This is a genomic window from Aeromonas mytilicola subsp. aquatica, from assembly GCF_044336385.1.
Classification (GTDB): domain Bacteria; phylum Pseudomonadota; class Gammaproteobacteria; order Enterobacterales; family Aeromonadaceae; genus Aeromonas; species Aeromonas rivipollensis.
In genome coordinates this window covers 1719735-1737828 of the sequence record NZ_CP172298.1, presented here as the reverse complement: position 1 = coordinate 1737828, position 18094 = coordinate 1719735, and the positions used below count along the sequence as shown (strand labels likewise).

The following is an 18094-nucleotide window of genomic DNA, read 5'->3' as shown; positions in this document are numbered from 1 at the left end:
TCAATTTACGTTTTATAATTACCATAGTTTAATGAACACTTGGAAAAAGAGTTTCTATGGTTCACGCTTATCGTTTACAGCCTCTAGAATGAGGTTTGCAATATCACTCCCACTCAAGATGGTTGCAATCTGCTTTTCTGTAAGACCTTGTAGTGAGATTTTTGAACCATCTTTTCTCACCACTTCAATCGAACCTTTTCGGCGATTATGCAGCCATGCGACAATAACGCCTGCCAGTGGAACAACAACACTAGCCAAGTTACCGATTAACTCCAGAATGGCATGGGGTGAACCAGCGCTAAACTGTAGCCGATAGTCGTGAGCGATCGCTTCCTGATTCAACATCTTGTCTAAATCGGTTGCATCTCCATAAACCAGAAAGGTTAGGCCGCCATGTTCACTGTAGTGTGCCATTCAACTCCCCTTGCATACTTTGAGAGACATTCTCGAACAGATGCCGTTGTACTGACCATGACGCCCAGAGGTCTTGTCAGACGGTTTACTCTATTTATCTATCTGGCACTTTGCGCAGTCACGGCGCTTCTATGCCGCCAACTCATACTGCGAATTCACCAAGATAGTTATCCCATCACTTGTACCGGCCTTCATTGGCATACCTTCGATCAACTTCAGCACTTTGCCTTTCAATGCCTGCTGTTAAGGCATGCCAGACTGCTGATTCTTGCACCCGCTAAAACCTGACAATGCAAAAAGGGCGCATCAGCGCCCTATCGTTTTCTGAAAATCCGGTGTTCTACCATCACGCCGATGATTTCGATGTGCTGCCGGTCGGAGTGCATGGTGGGGAAATCGTCGTTGAGGGGTACCAGCTCGAAGACCTCTTGCCCGTTCTCATCGATGCCGCGGGGTCGGTACTTCTTGAAGGTGGCCTCTTCGCCGCCGTTCTTGGCAACGACATAATCGCCAGGGCGAGGTGACTCATCGGGGTCAACGATGATCAGATCCCCTTCATTGAAGAGCGGGCTCATGGAATTGCCACGCAGCCAGAGGCCAAACCCACATGGGCCAATATCGATACTGGCAGACACATACTCGACATTGCCGTCGAAGGTAGTGGCTTGCTCGCACATCTCCCGCCAGTTACCCGCCTGGACATAGCTCAGAATCGGCACCCGATTCCCCTGCGGGATCACTGCCGGTTCGACGTTTGATGGCTCCGGCGAACCTTTCCCCGTTGAAAGCCAATGTGCTGATACTCCAAACACCTTGGACAACTGAGCCAAGTTATCCCCGCTAGGCGAATGCTCATCGTTCTCCCATTGAGAGATCGATGACTTTTTCACACCAATAAGCTCACCCAGCTTTTGCTGGGTAAGCCCATGTTTTTTCCTGAGTTCTTTTATGCGTTCACTTTTCATAGTTCAGTAATCTAAACAATTTAAGGTCCAGAGTGCTTTACCCAAAAGTCCAGACGACTTAACTTTCTCGGTAGTTAAGTTAATTGGACATGTTCAGCATGTCGAACTGCGAGGTGTGGATGAGAACAAAATCAGCAGTCGATTACTTCGGCACAAAGGCCGCCATTGCTGATGCACTGGGCATCAAAAAAAGCGCCGTTTCCCAATGGGGTCCAAACGTTCCCAAAGGCCGCGCCTATCAGATAGAGGTGCTGACCGGCGGCAAGCTGAAGGCTAACCCTTCAGCACAACCCCAGCCCCCGGTTCTGTAAGGAGATCGCCATGACGATGGAAAACCATCCTGCCGAGCCCTTCAACGAGGTACTGCGTGAGCTGGCGGCCATCAAGCAAGGGCTGGCCCTGCAAGCCCTGCCGGCCATTCCGCTCGATGCCTTTTTGGACATGCTGCTCGACGTCTACAAGTTCAAGCTCCCCAAGCGCACTGCTCAGGACATGATTGCCGATGGCCGTATTCCCATCATTCCCAAGCTGCGCGCCGGCGATCAGCCCTGGGTCAATCTGGTGCGCTGGCGCGAGATGGCCAGCGAGCCGGAGCAGTATTTCAAGCTGGTCAATGAGAACTCCGGGCGACGACTGGCAAGCCGTGCGCTGACCAAGAAGCCCGCGTCCCGCTCTGTGGCTTGATCCCACAGTAGCGACTGCGAACAGGAGCCGAAAGTCTCTAACTGTCAACAAAACCTACACCGCCACTTCGCCAGCGCCTGCGACCGCTTCAAGCAGGTGCACAACCTGACCGACCTGGCCGCGCAGATCGGCATGAGCGCCGATGTGCTGCGCAACAAGTTCAACCCGGCGCAGGCGCGGCACAAGTTGACGGCGACGGACCTTATCGACCTCTACCGCGTCACGGGTGACGACACCCTGTTCGATGGTCTGCTGTTTGATTGCCAGTTGACGGCCGTGCGCCTGCCGGCGGCGGCGACCGCTGCACCAGAAGCACGTGCCCAGCAGGCGCTCAATGCGGGGGCCCAGATCCTGGGCGTCACCGCTCAGGCGACCACCCTGCTTGCCGGTGACCGTGTCACCAAATCCAACCGAAACACCGTCGTCTCCGGCATCTGGGCTGGCATCGAGCACCTGGTGCTGCTGGCTACCGAGGTCGAAGACCGCTTTCACGCCGTCCCTGGTCTTGCGTGTGCTGCCGACATGGCCCGCGCAGCCCTCGGCGCATAGGAGACCAGACCATGAGATTGATTTGCCCCCACTGCGGATCTCGCGCCAGCACCCGCACCTCCACCCGGATGAGCCCGCTGTGCGGCATTGCCACTTACCAGTGCAGCAACGTGGAGTGCGGCCACACCTTCAAGGCGGGGTTCGAGATCATCGCGACCATCAGCCCCAGTGCCATGCCCAACCCGGCCATTGTGCTGCCCATGGTCCCGCGCAGGGCGAAGGCGGTGGCCCAATGAGCAGACTTCGCGCCGAACAAGCGGGGCTGATCCCGCTGCCGTTTTTGCTGTTCACCCGCGCCACTGTCGTTGCCAGCGGCGACGAGCCGGTGATGCGCAACACCACCCGTTTTGATGGCAGTTATCTGGAAGACAGCCAGGGCCGCCGTGGCGCGCTGCGCTTTCAGCCCGCTTGCCAGCGACACCGCCACTGGCTGGTCAGGCTGCTGCAGGCATAACCGGAGGGCCACCCCATGAACACAGCAAAGGTAATCGAGTTCACTCAACAACCCAGCGCCGCAGAGGTGGCGCTGGCCGAGATGCGCGCCCAGTTCGGCCGCAATGGGGCGGCCAGCCGCTGGTCACGCCTGCCGACCCGGGCCCGCGCCGTCATCTGTTACGCCGCCGGGTTATCGACCACCTATGGCACCCGCGAGTTGGACCAGTTCGATTTTGACCAACAAGAGGCGATCCGCCTCGCCCTGGGGGAGTTGCTCGCCACCCTGCACGAGTTTGATGGCGGCGTGCTGCACCGCCGTGAATGGCACCGCCCCACTGGCCGCAGCAAGGGACCAACCCGCAGCGAGCGGGAACAGGCAGAGCTTGAGAACAGGCAGCGCGCCTTGCTTAACGAGAAGGCGAGCACATTGGAAGTCCGCATCGCGGCACTGAGAAAGGCAGCCGGGAACGGCCAATAAGGAGACAGACCATGCACACCACCCAGCAATCGACCATTAGCGATATCGCCAGCCGTTTCGAGAAAGCCGTGATTAGTACGCCGAGCAGCGAAAGGGAAGTGCGAGCAAAAGAGCTGGCGGCAGAGGCAAACAAACAGGCCAGCGCGGCAGGCATTGAGATCGACTTCGGTCTCTACACTCCCAAAGCACTGGCGGCCATTGAGCGGCATGAAGGGGCACAACAAAGCGGCCACTGAGGCCGCTAGAGGGAGGGTTATTTAGTCACCACGAAGTGACCATCTCGCCCTGTGCCCTGGTACTTGTCTCGCAGTCCCAGCCCACCCAGGAACTGGTCGATGGCGACAAAACTGCCCAATCCATAGGCCTTGATGGTGCAGTAAATCTGGCCGGATTCATTTTCAACGACCAGCGGGTAGTCAGGGCCATCGTCGACATCTTTCTTTACGAATTTGGCCAGTTGTTCGTGAAAAGCAGGTTTCGCAGCTTCGGGATGGTACTTGATGTCGAACATCACTCGCTCCTTGGAATGTATTGAAAACCTAAAGAAAAACCCCGCTTTAACGGTGTTACAGCACCAGCGGGGTTTCCATCAGCAACTGAGGTAACTGATATGCGCAATGTAGCGATTTCGAACGCACTACGCAATGTGAAGGAGTGCCATTGGCATCTGGCCAGACTGGCACGGCGCCGCAATATGACTCGCTCCGACGACATAGCGGCACAGCACCACGCCACCAATGCACATGCCTGGCGCTCGCTCTGGCTGAATCTGAACACCAAAGGAGGCCGACATGCATGATGACCTTTTCGAACTGGAGCCGCCAATCGACGAGCCGGGCGGCGCCGAATCTGGCCCCGCCCATATGCAGCCGCCGGCACCGGTCAGCCCACTGACCAAGCACTGGGAAGCTGCGCAGGAGGAGTTCAACACCTCGGGCAGTGATGCCCGCCGAAACCGCAACATCGCCCAGGAGCTGCTGGCCCTGGGCGCCATCCGCGCCGTGTATTGGCTGGCTCTGGGTGGCGGTGAAGTCGCGCTGGCCACAGATATCGCCGAGTGGTGGGCCGAGTGCGAGCCACTCCACGGATTGGGGGAGACCATCAAATGATCCACGACTTCTGGCTCGATGCCATGTTGAGCGACGCAGCGCGCCGCCGGGAATACCAACTCGAGTTACTGGATGCCCGTCGCCGTCCCTGCCGCCCCCACCGATATATCAAAACCCTGCTGGTCATGGTGCGCGCGGCCCGCCGCTGCGAGCACCAATCTGCCGCCCGTCTGCGCCAGTCATACAACGGAGGCGCCATCTAATGACTCACCAAAAACCAGCCGGGCTTGCCCCGGCTTTGGGCGTCGTGCGCCCTGCAAACAGTAAAATCGTGACGCTTGAGCCCTGCACCAAGTGCCGCCAGATGGCGGTTTGCCTGCCGGTAGCAGGCCGACACGGTCGCCGCTCTTACCCCTATTGCGTCGAAACCTGCTGGCCGCAGGCCTGCGCCGCCAGTGAAACCGTGGTGAAGACAGTCCCGGCCAACGCCCGCCCCTCGATGCGCTGCAGTTGCTGCGGCGAGTTCGGCCATGTGCGCCCGGTCATCCTGGTCGGCAACCGGCTCACCAGCCTGTTTTTCTGCGAGGCCACCTGCTGGTCTGATCGGCTCGCCACCCTCGACATGGTTCCGACCTGCTCCACTTGTGGCCGCTACCTGCAACCCAACGAGTATGTGAACGGCAAGTGCGGGGTGTGTAAGTGATCGACGCCATCACCAACCTGCACGGCATCCAGCTGCCACAGCACTATTTGGTCGGGCACCATGCCATCAATATGTCTGGGGCGGCCGAGCAACTGGCCCGCATCGAGTGGCATGTCGCCAAGCCGCTGGCCGCGACCTTCCTGCGCCGCTACCCGGCCAACCCCAAGACCGCCAACATCTGGCTGCGCCGCATGGTCGACGCCTGCGCCGCCGCACAGAGCCGGTTCCCGGTACCGGTGATCGACCTGCGCAACGATGTGCGCCGCGAGCTGGTTGCCGCCGAGTGGGCCCGTCGCTGTCAACAATTGCTGGCGACGGTGGGCCATGAGCGCACCGCCACCGAGCTGTTGGCGGATATCGGGGCCCAGGCCAAGGCGTGGCACTTCTGCCCTCCCCTGCCAATTCACCCGCGCACCAAGGTGGAGCGCCTGCTGGGTCGCCCCCTGAGCCAGGCAGAGCGTGACGATCTGGCTGGCGAGGTGGACAAGTTCGAAGGCGCCGCCGCCAGCTTGCTGGTGCGCCTGCTCGACGAGTCATGGTGGCAGCGCAAGATCAACCGGGCCTGGGCCATCTACTGCGAGCTGATCGCCATCCTCACCGGCCAGGTGCGCAAGGGGGTCAGCCCCTACGCCAGTGCCCACGCCGTGCGCGAATTCACCCAGCGTAAAGTAGCCCAGCAAGCCTGGATGGCGGGCATGAGCGCCGTCAACGAAGAGCTGGGGCAAGAGATTGACCTGGTCGATGCGGTGATGGGCTCGGTCGCCAACCCCGAGATCCGCCGTCATGAGCTGATGGTGCGCATGCGGGGCTTTGAAGACATGGCGCAGGAGCAGGGCAAGCTGGGCCTGTTCCTTACCCTGACCGCCCCTTCCAGCTATCACGCCTGGCGCCAGGGCAGCAAAGACAAGGCGAAGACCTACCAGAACGAGAAGTTCAACGGCGCCTGCCCGACCGACACCAACCGCCTGCTGTGCAAACAGTGGGCCCGTTTTCGCGCCGCCTTGGCCCGCGAGGGGATCATGGCCTTCGGCTTTCGGGTGGTGGAACCGCACCACGATGGCACCCCGCACTGGCACTGCCTGCTGTTTATCAACCCCGAGCATCAACGCGACTTTCTGACTCTGCTCGCCTACCACTTCACCGCCGCCGAACGGGCCGAGCTCAAGATGCCCAACGGTGACCACCTCGATGCCCTGGCCGAACTGAAAATCCGCAACAAGATGCCACGCATCAAGTGGCTGCTCGATGTGAACAGTCCGGCGGTGGTCAAGGCCATCAACCCACGGGTGAACTGGAAGGAGATCGACCCGACCAAGGGCAGCGCCACCGGGTATATCGCCAAATACATCGCCAAGAACATCGACGGCCACAAGGTCGGGATGGACTACGAGGCAGAGGCACCGGTCGACCACACCACCATCGCGGTCGCGGCCTGGGCGAGCTGCTGGCGTATCCGCCAGTTTCAGCAGATAGGCGGCCCTGCTGTGAGCGTGTGGCGCGAGCTGCGCCGACTGGGTGACGAGGTGATCGAGTGGGATTGCATTCTGGAAGCCGCCCGCACCGCAGCCGACAACAACCGCTGGGGCGACTTTATCGACGCCATGGGCGGCATTGACCTTCCCCGCAAAGAACACCTGATCCGCCTCTCCAAGCGCCTCGATGAAGCCGCCAACAAGTATGGCGAGGATGTGCTGCGCCTGATGGGGGTGATCACCGACATCGGCATGACCACCGCCATCACCCGCACCGAGGGTTGGCAGATAGTGCGCAAGGGGGTCAACGGGTCGGGTTTGGGCGAGCAGCGCGAGCCTGCAGTGAGCGAGCGCAGCGAGTTGCCCTCAGGCGGCGGCAGCCGCCCCCCTCGGAGTTCTGTCAATAACTGTACGAAAGGATCCAAATCGGGGGTTGAAGGATCCGCTCTGGCTAAAGAGCTGGCCCGAATGGGGCTTAATGAGAGCAACGCCGCCCTGCTGCTGCACGGCAGCATCATCCACGCCGACGGCCAATATGTGCGACTGGTCGGCGATCGGCTGATTGTGAGCCGCAACTGGCCAGGGGCGACCAGTGCGCCGGGACACTGCAACAAGGGAATGCTGACCCCGGTGGAGGCTGAGGTTGAGGCCGCGCTGGCAAAGACCAACGCCCAGAAACGCGCGGCTTGCTATCAGGATCTCTCTCCCCTGTTTACCCCGGATTCCACTCTTCGCGTGGCCGACTGGCTGAACCCCGTGCCGCTGGCACTCTGGCCTGATGCACTGCTCCACCTCAACAACCGCTTGGGCGACGAGTTCAAGCAGATCGGCGATGGCTACGACGAGAACACCGTACTGCGCGCCGTCGAACGGGCCGTGGCACTGCTCGACAGTGCGCACCGCGCAGGCCAGCTCAGCGAAGAGGCGTTTACGGTTCAAGTCGCCGAGCTGCGCAAGCACGACTATGCCCAGCGGCTGACCCGCCTGGAGGAGCTGAACACAGAGCAAAAAGCGCTGACGATTGCGCTGGCGTATCAGCAGGAAGAGGAAGCCTTGTCATGAAGAAAAAGCCTGTCGTCGTCGCCTACGGCGGCACCATTTTGTGCGGCACCACCGGCAAAATCTTGTGGATAGCCGAGGGCTGCCACTATGACAAAGCGAACCCCGGTGCCCGTGACTGGCTCAACCCGACGTTCAAGCGGGATGAATACCAGTTGCCGGGCGACGAACCACCCGAACCACCAAAACCGACCTGGTCACCGTATGCAGAGGGAGAATAACGTGCAGGACTCCATCATTCGCGCTGCCGTCGAACGCTTGCAACCCTACTGCCTGCGGCTATGGCCCATTACCCAGCAGCACCCGCCGGGATCGGCGGGTCGTGCCACCGTAACCCACTGGCTTGATAGTCTCCCGGCCGCCGAACGCCACCTCTGCGATCGTCTGCTCGACCGGATGGAGCGAGTCATCCAGTTCGAGGATGAATGGTTCCCGCTTTACCAGGGCGAGGTCGATGTCATCACACCACCGGAGAAGCCACAACGGCCGGTCGAGCCAGTGCCCGATTACCGCCAGATCGGCAAAGACACCCGGGCACGCCGAGGTATCTACACCCGGAGGCCATCATGATCCCCGCCAAGGATGCCAAGGCGCGCAAGGAGGCTCAGCGCAAGCGCCAAGCAGCGCTCGGCATCAAGCGGGTGGAAGTGACCCTCTCAGCCCGCGAGCGCGAACAACTGGAAACCCTGCGCCATACCAGAGCCGGATCCGGTGAACCCTACAGCGCGGACGAGTACATCAGCACCCTGCTGCGCCGTGACTGGGAACGCTGGCAGCAACAACAAGCGGAACTAAACAGTCAGACCTGTCCCAACTGCGAGTGCGCCCTGCCGGAAGGGTGCAGCGGTACCTTCAAGGGCGAGGCGGCCTGCTGGCACACCACTGAGGTCAAAACCTTGGCACTGTGACCGGTCACAGCTCTTTGTTCTTACCTCCCCAACCGTCTTGAACCGCCATGCAGGACTGCTTTGGCTGCTTCCGCAATATATAGGGGCAAGGGATAACTGGGGATAATTGGGGATAATTGGGGTTGATTGGTGGCGCAATGTTGCGCGATACTGCGTAATATACAAAATTGAATATTACTCACCATGCATCTGTTTGGTGACGTCACCCCCCCATCATTGAAGAGGATCACGCTATGAGCGGCCATCTCAATGAGAAGCAACCCCAGGCCAAAATCCGCCCTGGGAAAAGCAAGCGAATCACTAGCGACTCATTCAAAGCCAAAATGGCTGAGGGCTTTGTTACCGTGGCAAAGAACATGGAAACAGAGCGGTGGAAGTGATTTTGCCGTTTTGATTGCGGTATGAATGAACTGCGCATCGACTGGTCAGTTATCGGCCAAGACATGCAAAACTCACTCAGTGAGGAAGGAACAAACCATGTTTAACGAAGAGCGTGTGGCACAAATGGCCGCCTTCCTGCTTTCCAAGCGGGGCGGACGAATGGCATACCTCAAACTGATGAAACTGCTCTACCTGAGTGATCGGGAGTCCATGAGCCGTTTCGGTGAATCCATCAGCGGAGACCTCATGGTGTCCATGCCCCATGGCCCCGTGCTGTCACAGACGTTGAATCTGATCCGCGGTGGCGGTGAGCATGCTGACGGCTGGAATGAGTGGATCTCGGGCGAAGCGAACTACGAGGTGGCAATCCGTCGCAACGTGTCCGACCGGGACGACTTCGACTTGCTCAGCGATGTGGATTTGGAAATCCTGACCAAGGTATGGCACGAGTTTGGGCACATGACTCGATACCAAATCCGTGACTACACCCATGACCATTGCCCGGAGTGGCAAGACCCCAGAGGCAGTGCTTACCCCATCAAGGAAGAAGACCTGTTTTTGGCAGTCGGCAAGTCGCCGGAAGTGGCTGGCGCCATGGCGCAACATCTGCGCGAACAACGCCAACTCGATGAAATCACCAGCAGGTTGCGCTAATGTCGATAGCACTCGTGCGAAGAGGCACGCTGCTGATCCCATCGGGCGCAACCAATCATCTGTTTTTTGTCTGTAACGACCCCATTCTTTACCCCAGAAACACCAAAGCAAGCTTTCTTGCGGTCAATATCAGCAGCATCGCCCCCAACATCGAGCATGATCGGACTTGTGTGCTTGATGTGGGGGATCACCCTTTCGTGCACCACCCGAGTTTTGTCTTTTACCGCAAAGCCGAGATTTTCGGTGCAGCAACGGTCGGCGAACAAATCGCGGCTGGTGACATTCAAACCCACGCCATCTGTGAAGAGCCAACCTTTGCACGCATCTTGGCCGGGTTTGACCTGTCTCCACACGTCACCCCCTTGATCCGCAACTTCTATCGTAAATACTGCCTTCCCCAACCCTGAGCAGTCCTGCGCTCCCTGACTTTGTGTATGTTTCCTGCCGAAACTAACGTCCCCTCCTTGGTGTAGAACCGGTACCCTGCTGGCGGTGTTGTGCTGCTGGGTGGGGTGATTGTCCCTGATAAGCGCTGATGCGGGCCGCAGAGGGCCGGAAAGGGACAAAAAGGGAGCATCGGGGACTATTGGGGTTGATTGGTGTCGCGCTGTTGCGCGATACTGCGCGGGCAACGGCAAAATCCGTTGCCGGGATTGGTCTCCCGATGAACTAAAGCGCACAACACGCGCCCGCGTGTTTTTTTGTGCGGCCCAGCTGTACCCGCAATCTCAGTTATGACGGGCTGGGCAGGAGCTCCTTCGGGGGCGCCGGTTTCTTTGGTTCCCGGTAAGACCAATCCTGTCCAGTTCGTCACCAGTAAGATTGGTCTCTTCGGTGACGAGTTACTCGAACCAGAGGATCGCACCATGAACAGCATCAGCTTCCATGACACCCATTTCACCGTTATCCCCCACCACGGCCAGCCCTGGCTGACCGCAACCCAGATCGCCCAAGCCCTTGGCTATGCCAGCGATGATGCCGTGAGCCGCATCTACCGCCGTAATGCTGACGAATTTACCCCTTGCATGACCGGGACGGTCAATTTGACCGTCCCGGGAAATCCCATGCCGATCCCGGTTCGGATCTTCTCCCTGCGCGGTGCCCATCTGATCGCCATGTTCTCCCGCACTGCGCTCGCCAAAGAGTTTCGCCGCTGGGTGCTCGATGTGCTGGACCGGGAGACCGCCGCCCATCCGCAGCCCCTCACCATGCTGACCGACGACGAACTGCATTCGCTGGCGTGGCTCTGGCGCGCCGCCGATTACATGATGGGGGCCGCCCGCCGCATCTATCCCCTGCTCGATGTCGCCGAGCACCGAGAGGCCGGCACCTACTACTCCATCATTCACGAATACCCAATGACCCTGGCCGCCGCCCAGCACATCCTGGCCGACAAGACCCGCCATATTCAGAGCGCCACCCACAGCAACCGCGACTGGAACAGGTTGATCCCCCACCTGCATCGCCTGCCGACAGCAAAAAGTTGGTAATGTGACCGGTCACGCACAGCAGTGCGTGACCGCCTTTGATTCAACAGGTAATCTATTAATACGATAAGACTCACACTAGCAAGGCGTTCTAAGTAATATGATGTCGACTCTAACTTTAGGAACTTGGCAATGCTAGTTTATAGATTGAGGTTTGGGTGGTGGAATGCAGCACTCTCACCGTCTGCACCTCAAGCAAAAACTAAAGCAGACAAAGATACATATCAAGTCGTTTGCGAGCACATAAATTCATTACTGCAAGTATATAATTGTGATTTTCTGGCATTATGTGAACTTTCAAGCGCAGATGTCGCACATATAGAAAGCAATATTGACCTCGATAACTTTGCGACCATTGATTTAACAGATAAAGTGGGGCGAACTCGATTCGATATAATGGTTATTTACAATAAAAGGAAGATCAGAGCTCAGAAAAACATATCCATTGCCAAGCCGATGACAGATCAGATAATTAAAGCAGCTCAACTTGTTGATATTGAAAATATTGATGATGGCAAAAAGATCCATATATATCTATGTCATTGGGCAAGTAGGCTAAATGGTAGTGGCACGGAAAAAAGAATAGCATCTGCGCAGTTGGTGTATTCATCAGCTGAGAAGTATATGGCAGCGGATGGGGATGTTATTATTATTGGTGATTTCAATGACAACCCATACGATTTGAGTTTGAATAAAATATTACACGCCAGCCGCTGTCATGATGCAGTAAGAGCCTATCCTAAAGAGTATTTTTACAATCCTTTTTGGCGCTCTATTGTATCAGAACAAAAATATTGTCACTCCACAAATAGTGGTACATATCGCTCAGGTAGCCATCGCTATAAAGAGTTTCAAGGGACAATGTGGCATTCATATGACCAAGCTATTGTCTCCGGAAGTTTCGTAAGCAATAAGTATTGGCACTTGAACGAATATGAGACAAAGATCGTGACATATGAGGCAATGTTAGAGAGTTACGAAGATAGCACTCACTTCATTGATCACCTACCAATAATTTGCGAAATAAACAGAGCGTGAGGATTTGTCATGGAATTTAATTTTAATGATTATCTAACGAAAGGTAATGAAGCTGCCGAAAAGGTCATTAACAATAGAAAGGAAATAAGCAACGTTTTAAGTGAAATGAAGAAGTCACTCATACAATTCCTTGAGATTGAATTATTGATATTAGAAGAAACCGAATATGAAGATGAAATTCTTAATGAAAATATTCGCCAAGGTCTGGCTGCATTTCAACCTTTTAATGGAATGATGAAACGTCAAACTACAGGATTCACAAAAATATCACTAGTGAGCGATAACGATAAGATAAAAGACAAATGCTATTTATTTAAATTAAAACGTTCAGGGGATGGATATCCAATAACTGTTGCAAAAAATGAAATCCATCTAGTTGCTGATAATCAGAGTGAATTTGCGAGCGCAGTTGGAGAAGTTTTAGCTGATGCCCAAACACATATTCAACTCAAACAATTTGTAAGAAAAATCAAAAATATACTTGATAAATAAAAATATTTTCTTGCTGATGGCTATATATCTGATGATCATTTTTCATTAAAGCAGCTTATGTAGAAACTGCTAAGAAGCAGCAAACTACATAGGGAAGACTGAACGATCGCGATATGGTGCGAAAGGAACTGACGGAAAGTGAAGGATCGCAAAAAGGATCTGCCTATGCCAGCGCGGCCAGCGCTGGCGCGGGGAGCAACCATCCGCCAGCAGCCTTTCACCCGAATGGAAATCGATACATAAAGCGGGCAGGCGAGGCGGGGTCCCGATTGCGCGCCAGCGGTGCTGGCAGGGGTCGGCAGGCGGCGCCTGCCGCTCTGGGACGATGCTCGAGGATCAGGGGATATGTCGGCACAGTAAGCGGGGCGATGCAGTAGCGAAGTGCTCAGACCGTCAGATGAGAGACAAAACAAAGCCCCCTCAATGAGGGGGCTTTTCTTAAGCCATAAGGCGCACACAAACTCCAGGCGCTCGGTGTAACTCTAGCCTCGCCTATGCCGCCTGCCCTGTCAGATCTGACAGTCGGTAGGGATTGAACCTGATGATCTCCTCCCCCGCCCAGTCATTGAGCGCCAGCAGGCTGGCCTTGATGCTGTCTATCTCGTTAATGTCGAACACCTGGGCGGCCTTGGTCACATCGCCAAAACCGCCGGTGCTGTTGGGCATGACCCCCATCAACTGGGGCGGCACCCGGTGGCTGGCCAGCTGGTCATCCCGGCTCACGTTCTTGATGGAAAGGAAGTCGTCCTTGGCTGCCACCTCGGCCACCGGGATCAGCTTCACCCCATCCTTGTTGCCGCCCGGGGTGTAGAGCAGCAGGTTGCGGAAGTTGCCGGGACCCTTGCTCTGGCGCAGGGCTTCTTTGAGCTTGGCGATGTCTCCCTCGTTCTGCACCGCGTCGGTGATGTGCATGATGAAGCCGGCGTGACTGCCGTTCTCGTAGTAGCGGCGGCGGAACAGGGTGGCCGACTCGTTGAGCAAGGTAGAGTTGAGCCCACCCACATAGTCGGGGATGCCGTAGATCTCCTGGTTGATGTCTGCCTCCATCACATGGCCCACCCGGCCTGCGGGCAGTGCCTGCTCCTGGCCGGGTTGGGCAATCCACCAATACTGGTTCAGATCCAGCGCGCGCCGGGTGTACTTGGCGCGCAGGTGGTCATAGCGCAGCACCCCGCCAAGCCGGTTCTGCACCGCCTGCAGGTAGCCGTTGCCGAAGATGAGGTAGTCCAGCACCAAGCCGGTGAAGGCGGCCAGGCTCAATTTCGGGTGCGGGATGAAGCAGGAGCGCAGGATGTTGCGTTTCACCTGGATGGCGGAGGCGTGATGCACCCCGGCCCGATAGACCCGGGACAGCCCATTGAGGGATAGGGGCGGCTCGTACCAGCGACCGTTGTGCATGGCCTCCAGGTAGTCGAACACTTCCCGTTGCGATAAGACGGGCACCGGCTCGCCAAAGCTGAACGCCTCGATGGCCTCGCCGGGTTTCTGGGTCGCCGTCATCGGCGAGGTATGGCGCTGTGGGCGGCGCTTTCTCATGCGAAAATCTCCATCATGCTGGTATTGGCACCGGTGGCACCTGCCAGCGGTTCATGTAACAGAGCCTGCATCGTGGCCCAGGCAATGTCGGCGTGGCTGGTCTCCTCTGATCGGCTGGCCTCGAAGGTGGGCATCTTGCCGCCCGCGGTCACGGCGCGGCGGATGCTCATAAAGGCGGCTGCCAGATCGGTCCAGCCGCTGTCAAACTCCAGCCTCCCCTTGTTCATCACATCCTGAGCCTTCATCACCATCTGGATTTTCACGCTCGGGTTGTACTGGATGGGGGTCACCGCCGGGTAGAACTGCTTCACCAACTGGTAAACCCCCTCCCCGATCCCGGTCGTGTCGATACCGATGTACCCCACGTTGTAGCGCTCGCACATGGCCTTGATGGCCCGCGCCTGAGCGTCGAAGTCCATCCCGCTCCAGCGGTGGCGCTCCAGCACCCGGAACTTGCCGCCCGGTACCGCCGGTGGGGCCAGCACGGCGCAGCCCGCGCTATCCCCCTGTCCGCCCTTGGCCGGGTCATAGCCGATCCACACCGACCGGTTGCCGAGCGGGCGCAGGGCAAAGGGCTTGTAGTCGTCCCACAACTCCCAACTGTCGACCATGCAGCGCTGCAGGGTGGCGAGCGGGAACACGCTCGAGGTGTCATCCATGAACTCGCACATCAGCAGGTTGCGGTATTCCTCCTCGGAGTACTCGCCGCGCAGCTGATCTAGGTCGAACAGGTCGCAGCCGCCGAGCACCGCATCCTCGACAGTGACAATCTGCCGCCATTGGCCATCGGCGCAGAGCTTGCCGCCAGACAGATTGGCGTGGCTAAGATCTATCTCGACCCGGTCGGCCTTGGGTTTGCCCCGGTTGAAATTGGCGCCGGACCAGAACGCATAGGCGGGATGGGAGAGGCTGGACGGGGTGGAAATGTAGGTCTGTCGCCACTTCTTGTGCATCGCCATGCCGGAGGCCACTTTGCGGAACTCAAGAAAGCCATGGATCCAGAAGTATTCGTCCATGTAGATGTTGCCGTGGTAGCTCTGGGCGGTGCGGGCGTTGGTACCGAGAAAATAGAGGTGCGCCCCGTTCGGCAGCACCATGGGGTCGCCTTTCAGCTCAACCCCCTCATCCTTGGCAAACTGAATGATGTACTGCTTGAACACATGGGCCTGAGCCTTGCTGGCCGACAGGAAAATCTGGTTGCGCCCAGTGACCAGGGAGTCGATGAACGCCTCGAAGGCAAAGAAATAGGTTGCCCCAATCTGGCGCGACTTGAGCAGGTCGCGGATCCGGTGCAGCTTGCCAGCTTCGTACCAGGTGCGCTGGTAACCGAACATGGTCGACTCGAACCGCTCGATTAACCGCTCTTGCTGCTCGGGCTCCACCACATTGCGCTCGGGGGCCTTCTTCGGCCCCTTGTTGCGGTTCGCCACCTTGGGGTTGAGGTCGGCCTCGTTGCCGCCGTTGCTGTACTTATTGACCCGGGCGATCCGCTCCAACTGCCTGCCCAGCAGGTCAATCTCCTTGAAATCACCACCGGTTTTCACCTCCTTGGCGATCAGCTGGCACATCCGTGCCTCGATGGCGAAGTCGACCCGGTCAATGGGTTTGATGTCATCCCAGCCGTCGCGGGATTTCCAGGTGCCGACCGTCCCCTCCGGGGTCGCCAGCAGCTCCGCAATGGCTCGGATCTTGTACCCCTGAAAGTACAGGTGCATGGCCTGCCTGCGGGGTTCGATATGGGGGAAGAGTAAGGGTGCTGTCATGGCGCCAGTCTACCCAGCCGCTACTGCTCCAAACGCCCCCGCGCCAATGTGCCAGCGCCGCACACACTGGCCGCCGATTGCACGATCCCGCCGCTCACCCAGACCATAGCCGCGACATCACCACCCAATCACCAAAGGGATCCCAGCCCATGGCAAAGTCCAAATTTTTCCGTGTTGCCGTAGAAGGGGGCACAACCGATGGCCGCGCCATCACCCGCGAATGGCTTGAGCAGATGGCCCAGCGCTACAACCAGTCCACCTACGGCGCCCGGGTCAATATGGAGCACATCCGGGGAATTGACCCCAACGGCCTGTTCAAGATGTACGGCGACATCACCGCCGCCAAGACAGAAGAGGTCACCATCGAAGGCGAGCAGCGCCTGGCCCTGTTCGTGCAGATTGACCCGACCCCGGAGCTGGTCGAGCTGAACAAGAAGCGCCAGAAGGTGTTCACCTCGGTCGAGATCCACCCCAACCTGAACGAAAAGGGCGCCTACCTGATGGGGCTGGCGATCACCGACTCCCCCGCCAGCCTAGGGACCGACATGCTCCAGTTCTGCGCAGGTGCAGGCGACAAATCGCCGTTGGCCTCCCGCAAGCAGCACAAGGAGTGCCTGTTCACCGAAGCGCTGGAAACCGTCATCGAATTCGAAAGTGAACAGGAGAAAGGCCCCTCTCTGGCCGAGCGCATCGCCGCGCTGTTCTCCAGCCACAAGAAGCAATCCACCGCCGATTTCAGCGATGTGCACCAGGCCGTCGAGACCGTCGCGAAAGAGGTCACCACCCTCGATGCCGACCAGCAGAAGAAGTTCACCGAGCAGGCCCAGACCATCACCGAGCTGACCAACAAGCAGGACGCCACCGCCAAGGCGCTGGCCGACCTCACCGCCAAGCTGGAGGGCCAGGAAGCGTTCAACCAGCAACGCCCGCCCGCCACCGGTGGCGATGGCACCACCACCGTATCCACCGACTGCTAAGGAGCACCATCAATGCGCAATGACACCCGAGTGAAGTTCAAACAGTTCACCCAGAAAATCTGTGAGCTGAACAATGTTGAAAGCGCCGGCGAGAAATTTACCGTCACCCCGTCGGTAGAACAGACTCTGGAAACCCGTATCCAGGAATCCAGCGCCTTCCTGACCATGATCAACGTGGTCGGCGTGCCGGAGCAGGAGGGCGAGAAACTGGGGCTGGGTATCAACAACACCATCGCCGGTACTACCGACACCACCAAGGAAGATCGCCAGGCGGTAGACCCGACCGATCTGACTGGCAACCGCTACCGCTGCGAGCAGACCAACTTCGACACAGCCTTGCGCTACGCCAAGATCGACGCCTGGGCCAAGTTCAAGGACTTCCAGACCCGTATCCGCGACGCCATCCTGCAACGTCAGGCGCTCGACCGCATCATGATCGGGTTCAACGGCGTCACCCGTGCCGCCAAATCCAACAGGGTGAACAACCCCCTGCTGCAAGACGTCAACAAGGGCTGGCTGCAGAAGATCCGTGAAGACAAGCCGGGGAACGTGCTGGATGAGGTGAAAGCAGGGTCTGGCGTCATCAAGGTCGGCTCTGGCATCACCCTGGACGATGGTTACAACAACCTCGACGCCCTGGTGATGGATCTGACCGAGCTGCTGGGCCCCACCTACCGTGATGACACCGAACTGGTGGCCATCGTCGGTCGCAAACTGCTGCACGACAAGTATTTCCCCATGGTCAACAAAGACCATGTGCCGACTGAAAAGATGGCGGCGGACGTCATCATCAGCCAGAAGCGAATGGGCGGCCTGCCTGCCGTGCGCGTCCCCAGCTTCCCGGACAACGCCATCCTGGTCACCCGGCTGGATAACCTCTCCATCTACTGGCAGGAGGGCACCCGCCGCCGCACCATCCTCGACAACGCCAAGCGCGACCAGATCGAGAACTACGAATCGGTCAACGAGGCTTATGTGGTCGAAGACTACGAAGGCGCCGCACTGGCCGAGCACATCGAGCTCGTTGAACCGGCTCCGGCTGGGTAAGGG

25 protein-coding genes and 1 pseudogene are annotated in these 18094 nt (G+C 58.0%); 21 read left to right on the top strand and 5 right to left on the bottom strand.

The annotated features are described in order from the left end of the window. Positions 1–54: 54 nt before the first annotated feature. Together ACFWHB_RS08200 and ACFWHB_RS08195 are read right to left on the bottom strand one after the other, a co-directional pair. On the bottom strand, positions 55–414 hold the full coding sequence (locus tag ACFWHB_RS08200; protein ID WP_395949908.1) for an effector-associated constant component EACC1: 360 nt from the start codon (positions 412–414) through the stop codon (positions 55–57). A 314-nt stretch (positions 415–728) separates the two neighbouring features. Continuing rightward, entirely contained in the window at positions 729–1379 is a 651-nt protein-coding gene (locus ACFWHB_RS08195; RefSeq protein ID WP_395949907.1) for a LexA family protein, read from the bottom strand. 119 nt (positions 1380–1498) lie between these two features. Here ACFWHB_RS08195 and ACFWHB_RS08190 point away from each other — a divergent pair, with 119 nt between their 5' ends. The 7 genes and pseudogenes from ACFWHB_RS08190 (at position 1499) to ACFWHB_RS08160 (ending at position 3761) form a co-directional block, all read left to right on the top strand. Next, positions 1499–1690, top strand: coding sequence for a Cro/CI family transcriptional regulator (locus ACFWHB_RS08190; RefSeq protein ID WP_277736453.1), 192 nt, complete (start codon positions 1499–1501; stop codon positions 1688–1690). Positions 1691–1700: 10 nt separating this feature from the next. Next, positions 1701–2063 carry a hypothetical protein gene (locus ACFWHB_RS08185; RefSeq protein ID WP_395949906.1) on the top strand — a complete coding sequence of 121 codons (363 nt, stop codon included), beginning with the start codon at positions 1701–1703 and terminating at the stop codon, positions 2061–2063. Between the two features lie 75 nt (positions 2064–2138). Next, a pseudogene (locus ACFWHB_RS08180) lies at positions 2139–2612 on the top strand (phage regulatory CII family protein); the annotation flags it as partial. A gap of 11 nt (positions 2613–2623) precedes the next feature. After that, positions 2624–2848, top strand: a complete 225-nt coding sequence (locus ACFWHB_RS08175) for an ogr/Delta-like zinc finger family protein (protein WP_183149781.1) — start codon at positions 2624–2626, stop codon at positions 2846–2848. Then, on the top strand, positions 2845–3066 hold the full coding sequence (locus ACFWHB_RS08170; RefSeq protein ID WP_395949905.1) for a hypothetical protein: 222 nt from the start codon (positions 2845–2847) through the stop codon (positions 3064–3066). The genes ACFWHB_RS08175 and ACFWHB_RS08170 overlap by 4 nt, the downstream gene beginning before the upstream one ends. 15 nt (positions 3067–3081) lie before the next feature. Then, positions 3082–3525 (top strand): hypothetical protein, encoded by a 444-nt coding sequence (locus ACFWHB_RS08165; protein WP_395949904.1) that lies wholly within the window; start codon positions 3082–3084, stop codon positions 3523–3525. A gap of 11 nt (positions 3526–3536) precedes the next feature. Continuing rightward, a complete protein-coding gene (locus ACFWHB_RS08160; protein ID WP_395949903.1) occupies positions 3537–3761 on the top strand; it encodes a hypothetical protein in 225 nt (74 codons plus the stop codon). 17 nt (positions 3762–3778) lie between these two features. Here ACFWHB_RS08160 and ACFWHB_RS08155 read toward each other — a convergent pair whose 3' ends face one another. Beyond that, positions 3779–4036, bottom strand: coding sequence for a hypothetical protein (locus tag ACFWHB_RS08155; RefSeq protein ID WP_005308783.1), 258 nt, complete (start codon positions 4034–4036; stop codon positions 3779–3781). A gap of 280 nt (positions 4037–4316) precedes the next feature. Here ACFWHB_RS08155 and ACFWHB_RS08150 point away from each other — a divergent pair, with 280 nt between their 5' ends. From ACFWHB_RS08150 to ACFWHB_RS08095, 12 genes are all read left to right on the top strand, one after another. Continuing rightward, positions 4317–4634: a hypothetical protein gene (locus ACFWHB_RS08150; protein ID WP_395949901.1), complete on the top strand. Its 318-nt coding sequence runs from the start codon at positions 4317–4319 to the stop codon at positions 4632–4634. Beyond that, positions 4631–4837, top strand: coding sequence for a hypothetical protein (locus tag ACFWHB_RS08145; RefSeq protein ID WP_139736260.1), 207 nt, complete (start codon positions 4631–4633; stop codon positions 4835–4837). The genes ACFWHB_RS08150 and ACFWHB_RS08145 overlap by 4 nt, the downstream gene beginning before the upstream one ends. A gap of 68 nt (positions 4838–4905) precedes the next feature. Then, on the top strand, positions 4906–5277 hold the full coding sequence (locus tag ACFWHB_RS08140) for a hypothetical protein (RefSeq protein ID WP_290028030.1): 372 nt from the start codon (positions 4906–4908) through the stop codon (positions 5275–5277). Beyond that, positions 5274–7811, top strand: coding sequence for a replication endonuclease (locus ACFWHB_RS08135; protein ID WP_395949899.1), 2538 nt, complete (start codon positions 5274–5276; stop codon positions 7809–7811). The genes ACFWHB_RS08140 and ACFWHB_RS08135 overlap by 4 nt, the downstream gene beginning before the upstream one ends. After that, complete coding sequence (locus tag ACFWHB_RS08130) at positions 7808–8029, top strand: hypothetical protein (protein ID WP_395949898.1); 222 nt, start codon at positions 7808–7810, stop codon at positions 8027–8029. The genes ACFWHB_RS08135 and ACFWHB_RS08130 overlap by 4 nt, the downstream gene beginning before the upstream one ends. 1 nt (position 8030) lies before the next feature. After that, positions 8031–8378 (top strand): hypothetical protein, encoded by a 348-nt coding sequence (locus ACFWHB_RS08125; RefSeq protein ID WP_395949897.1) that lies wholly within the window; start codon positions 8031–8033, stop codon positions 8376–8378. After that, a complete protein-coding gene (locus ACFWHB_RS08120) occupies positions 8375–8716 on the top strand; it encodes a hypothetical protein (RefSeq protein ID WP_395949896.1) in 342 nt (113 codons plus the stop codon). Before ACFWHB_RS08125 ends, ACFWHB_RS08120 begins: the two co-directional genes overlap by 4 nt. Positions 8717–9193: 477 nt before the next feature. Beyond that, positions 9194–9751, top strand: coding sequence for a Panacea domain-containing protein (locus ACFWHB_RS08115; protein ID WP_104452383.1), 558 nt, complete (start codon positions 9194–9196; stop codon positions 9749–9751). Continuing rightward, complete coding sequence (locus tag ACFWHB_RS08110; RefSeq protein ID WP_104452382.1) at positions 9751–10158, top strand: hypothetical protein; 408 nt, start codon at positions 9751–9753, stop codon at positions 10156–10158. The genes ACFWHB_RS08115 and ACFWHB_RS08110 overlap by 1 nt, the downstream gene beginning before the upstream one ends. 459 nt (positions 10159–10617) lie before the next feature. Next, the gene (locus tag ACFWHB_RS08105; RefSeq protein WP_395949895.1) at positions 10618–11241 is read left to right on the top strand and encodes a P22AR C-terminal domain-containing protein; all 624 of its coding nucleotides are present in this window, start codon (positions 10618–10620) and stop codon (positions 11239–11241) included. Between the two features lie 129 nt (positions 11242–11370). Beyond that, on the top strand, positions 11371–12276 hold the full coding sequence (locus ACFWHB_RS08100) for an endonuclease/exonuclease/phosphatase family protein (RefSeq protein ID WP_395949894.1): 906 nt from the start codon (positions 11371–11373) through the stop codon (positions 12274–12276). A gap of 9 nt (positions 12277–12285) precedes the next feature. Continuing rightward, positions 12286–12768, top strand: coding sequence for a hypothetical protein (locus ACFWHB_RS08095; RefSeq protein ID WP_395949893.1), 483 nt, complete (start codon positions 12286–12288; stop codon positions 12766–12768). 492 nt (positions 12769–13260) lie between these two features. Here ACFWHB_RS08095 and ACFWHB_RS08090 read toward each other — a convergent pair whose 3' ends face one another. Continuing rightward, positions 13261–14304 carry a phage portal protein gene (locus ACFWHB_RS08090; protein WP_197970311.1) on the bottom strand — a complete coding sequence of 348 codons (1044 nt, stop codon included), beginning with the start codon at positions 14302–14304 and terminating at the stop codon, positions 13261–13263. Beyond that, a complete protein-coding gene (locus tag ACFWHB_RS08085) occupies positions 14301–16067 on the bottom strand; it encodes a terminase ATPase subunit family protein (RefSeq protein ID WP_395949892.1) in 1767 nt (588 codons plus the stop codon). The genes ACFWHB_RS08090 and ACFWHB_RS08085 overlap by 4 nt, the downstream gene beginning before the upstream one ends. Positions 16068–16216: 149 nt before the next feature. Between ACFWHB_RS08085 and ACFWHB_RS08080 the strand changes: the two genes are divergently transcribed. Together ACFWHB_RS08080 and ACFWHB_RS08075 are read left to right on the top strand one after the other, a co-directional pair. Next, entirely contained in the window at positions 16217–17044 is an 828-nt protein-coding gene (locus ACFWHB_RS08080) for a GPO family capsid scaffolding protein (RefSeq protein ID WP_395949891.1), read from the top strand. Positions 17045–17056: 12 nt separating this feature from the next. Then, entirely contained in the window at positions 17057–18091 is a 1035-nt protein-coding gene (locus ACFWHB_RS08075; protein ID WP_395949890.1) for a phage major capsid protein, P2 family, read from the top strand. Positions 18092–18094 lie beyond the last annotated feature (3 nt).

Bases quoted from the DNA above. Each gene is read 5' to 3' on its own strand.
- ACFWHB_RS08200 (WP_395949908.1), bottom strand. From the start codon at position 414: ATGGCACACTACAGTGAACATGGCGGCCTAACCTTTCTGGTTTATGGA.
- ACFWHB_RS08195 (WP_395949907.1), bottom strand. From the start codon at position 1,379: ATGAAAAGTGAACGCATAAAAGAACTCAGGAAAAAACATGGGCTTACC.
- ACFWHB_RS08190 (WP_277736453.1), top strand. From the start codon at position 1,499: ATGAGAACAAAATCAGCAGTCGATTACTTCGGCACAAAGGCCGCCATT.
- ACFWHB_RS08185 (WP_395949906.1), top strand. From the start codon at position 1,701: ATGACGATGGAAAACCATCCTGCCGAGCCCTTCAACGAGGTACTGCGT.
- ACFWHB_RS08175 (WP_183149781.1), top strand. From the start codon at position 2,624: ATGAGATTGATTTGCCCCCACTGCGGATCTCGCGCCAGCACCCGCACC.
- ACFWHB_RS08170 (WP_395949905.1), top strand. From the start codon at position 2,845: ATGAGCAGACTTCGCGCCGAACAAGCGGGGCTGATCCCGCTGCCGTTT.
- ACFWHB_RS08165 (WP_395949904.1), top strand. From the start codon at position 3,082: ATGAACACAGCAAAGGTAATCGAGTTCACTCAACAACCCAGCGCCGCA.
- ACFWHB_RS08160 (WP_395949903.1), top strand. From the start codon at position 3,537: ATGCACACCACCCAGCAATCGACCATTAGCGATATCGCCAGCCGTTTC.
- ACFWHB_RS08155 (WP_005308783.1), bottom strand. From the start codon at position 4,036: ATGTTCGACATCAAGTACCATCCCGAAGCTGCGAAACCTGCTTTTCAC.
- ACFWHB_RS08150 (WP_395949901.1), top strand. From the start codon at position 4,317: ATGCATGATGACCTTTTCGAACTGGAGCCGCCAATCGACGAGCCGGGC.
- ACFWHB_RS08145 (WP_139736260.1), top strand. From the start codon at position 4,631: ATGATCCACGACTTCTGGCTCGATGCCATGTTGAGCGACGCAGCGCGC.
- ACFWHB_RS08130 (WP_395949898.1), top strand. From the start codon at position 7,808: ATGAAGAAAAAGCCTGTCGTCGTCGCCTACGGCGGCACCATTTTGTGC.
- ACFWHB_RS08120 (WP_395949896.1), top strand. From the start codon at position 8,375: ATGATCCCCGCCAAGGATGCCAAGGCGCGCAAGGAGGCTCAGCGCAAG.
- ACFWHB_RS08115 (WP_104452383.1), top strand. From the start codon at position 9,194: ATGTTTAACGAAGAGCGTGTGGCACAAATGGCCGCCTTCCTGCTTTCC.
- ACFWHB_RS08110 (WP_104452382.1), top strand. From the start codon at position 9,751: ATGTCGATAGCACTCGTGCGAAGAGGCACGCTGCTGATCCCATCGGGC.
- ACFWHB_RS08105 (WP_395949895.1), top strand. From the start codon at position 10,618: ATGAACAGCATCAGCTTCCATGACACCCATTTCACCGTTATCCCCCAC.
- ACFWHB_RS08100 (WP_395949894.1), top strand. From the start codon at position 11,371: ATGCTAGTTTATAGATTGAGGTTTGGGTGGTGGAATGCAGCACTCTCA.
- ACFWHB_RS08095 (WP_395949893.1), top strand. From the start codon at position 12,286: ATGGAATTTAATTTTAATGATTATCTAACGAAAGGTAATGAAGCTGCC.
- ACFWHB_RS08090 (WP_197970311.1), bottom strand. From the start codon at position 14,304: ATGAGAAAGCGCCGCCCACAGCGCCATACCTCGCCGATGACGGCGACC.
- ACFWHB_RS08085 (WP_395949892.1), bottom strand. From the start codon at position 16,067: ATGACAGCACCCTTACTCTTCCCCCATATCGAACCCCGCAGGCAGGCC.
- ACFWHB_RS08080 (WP_395949891.1), top strand. From the start codon at position 16,217: ATGGCAAAGTCCAAATTTTTCCGTGTTGCCGTAGAAGGGGGCACAACC.
- ACFWHB_RS08075 (WP_395949890.1), top strand. From the start codon at position 17,057: ATGCGCAATGACACCCGAGTGAAGTTCAAACAGTTCACCCAGAAAATC.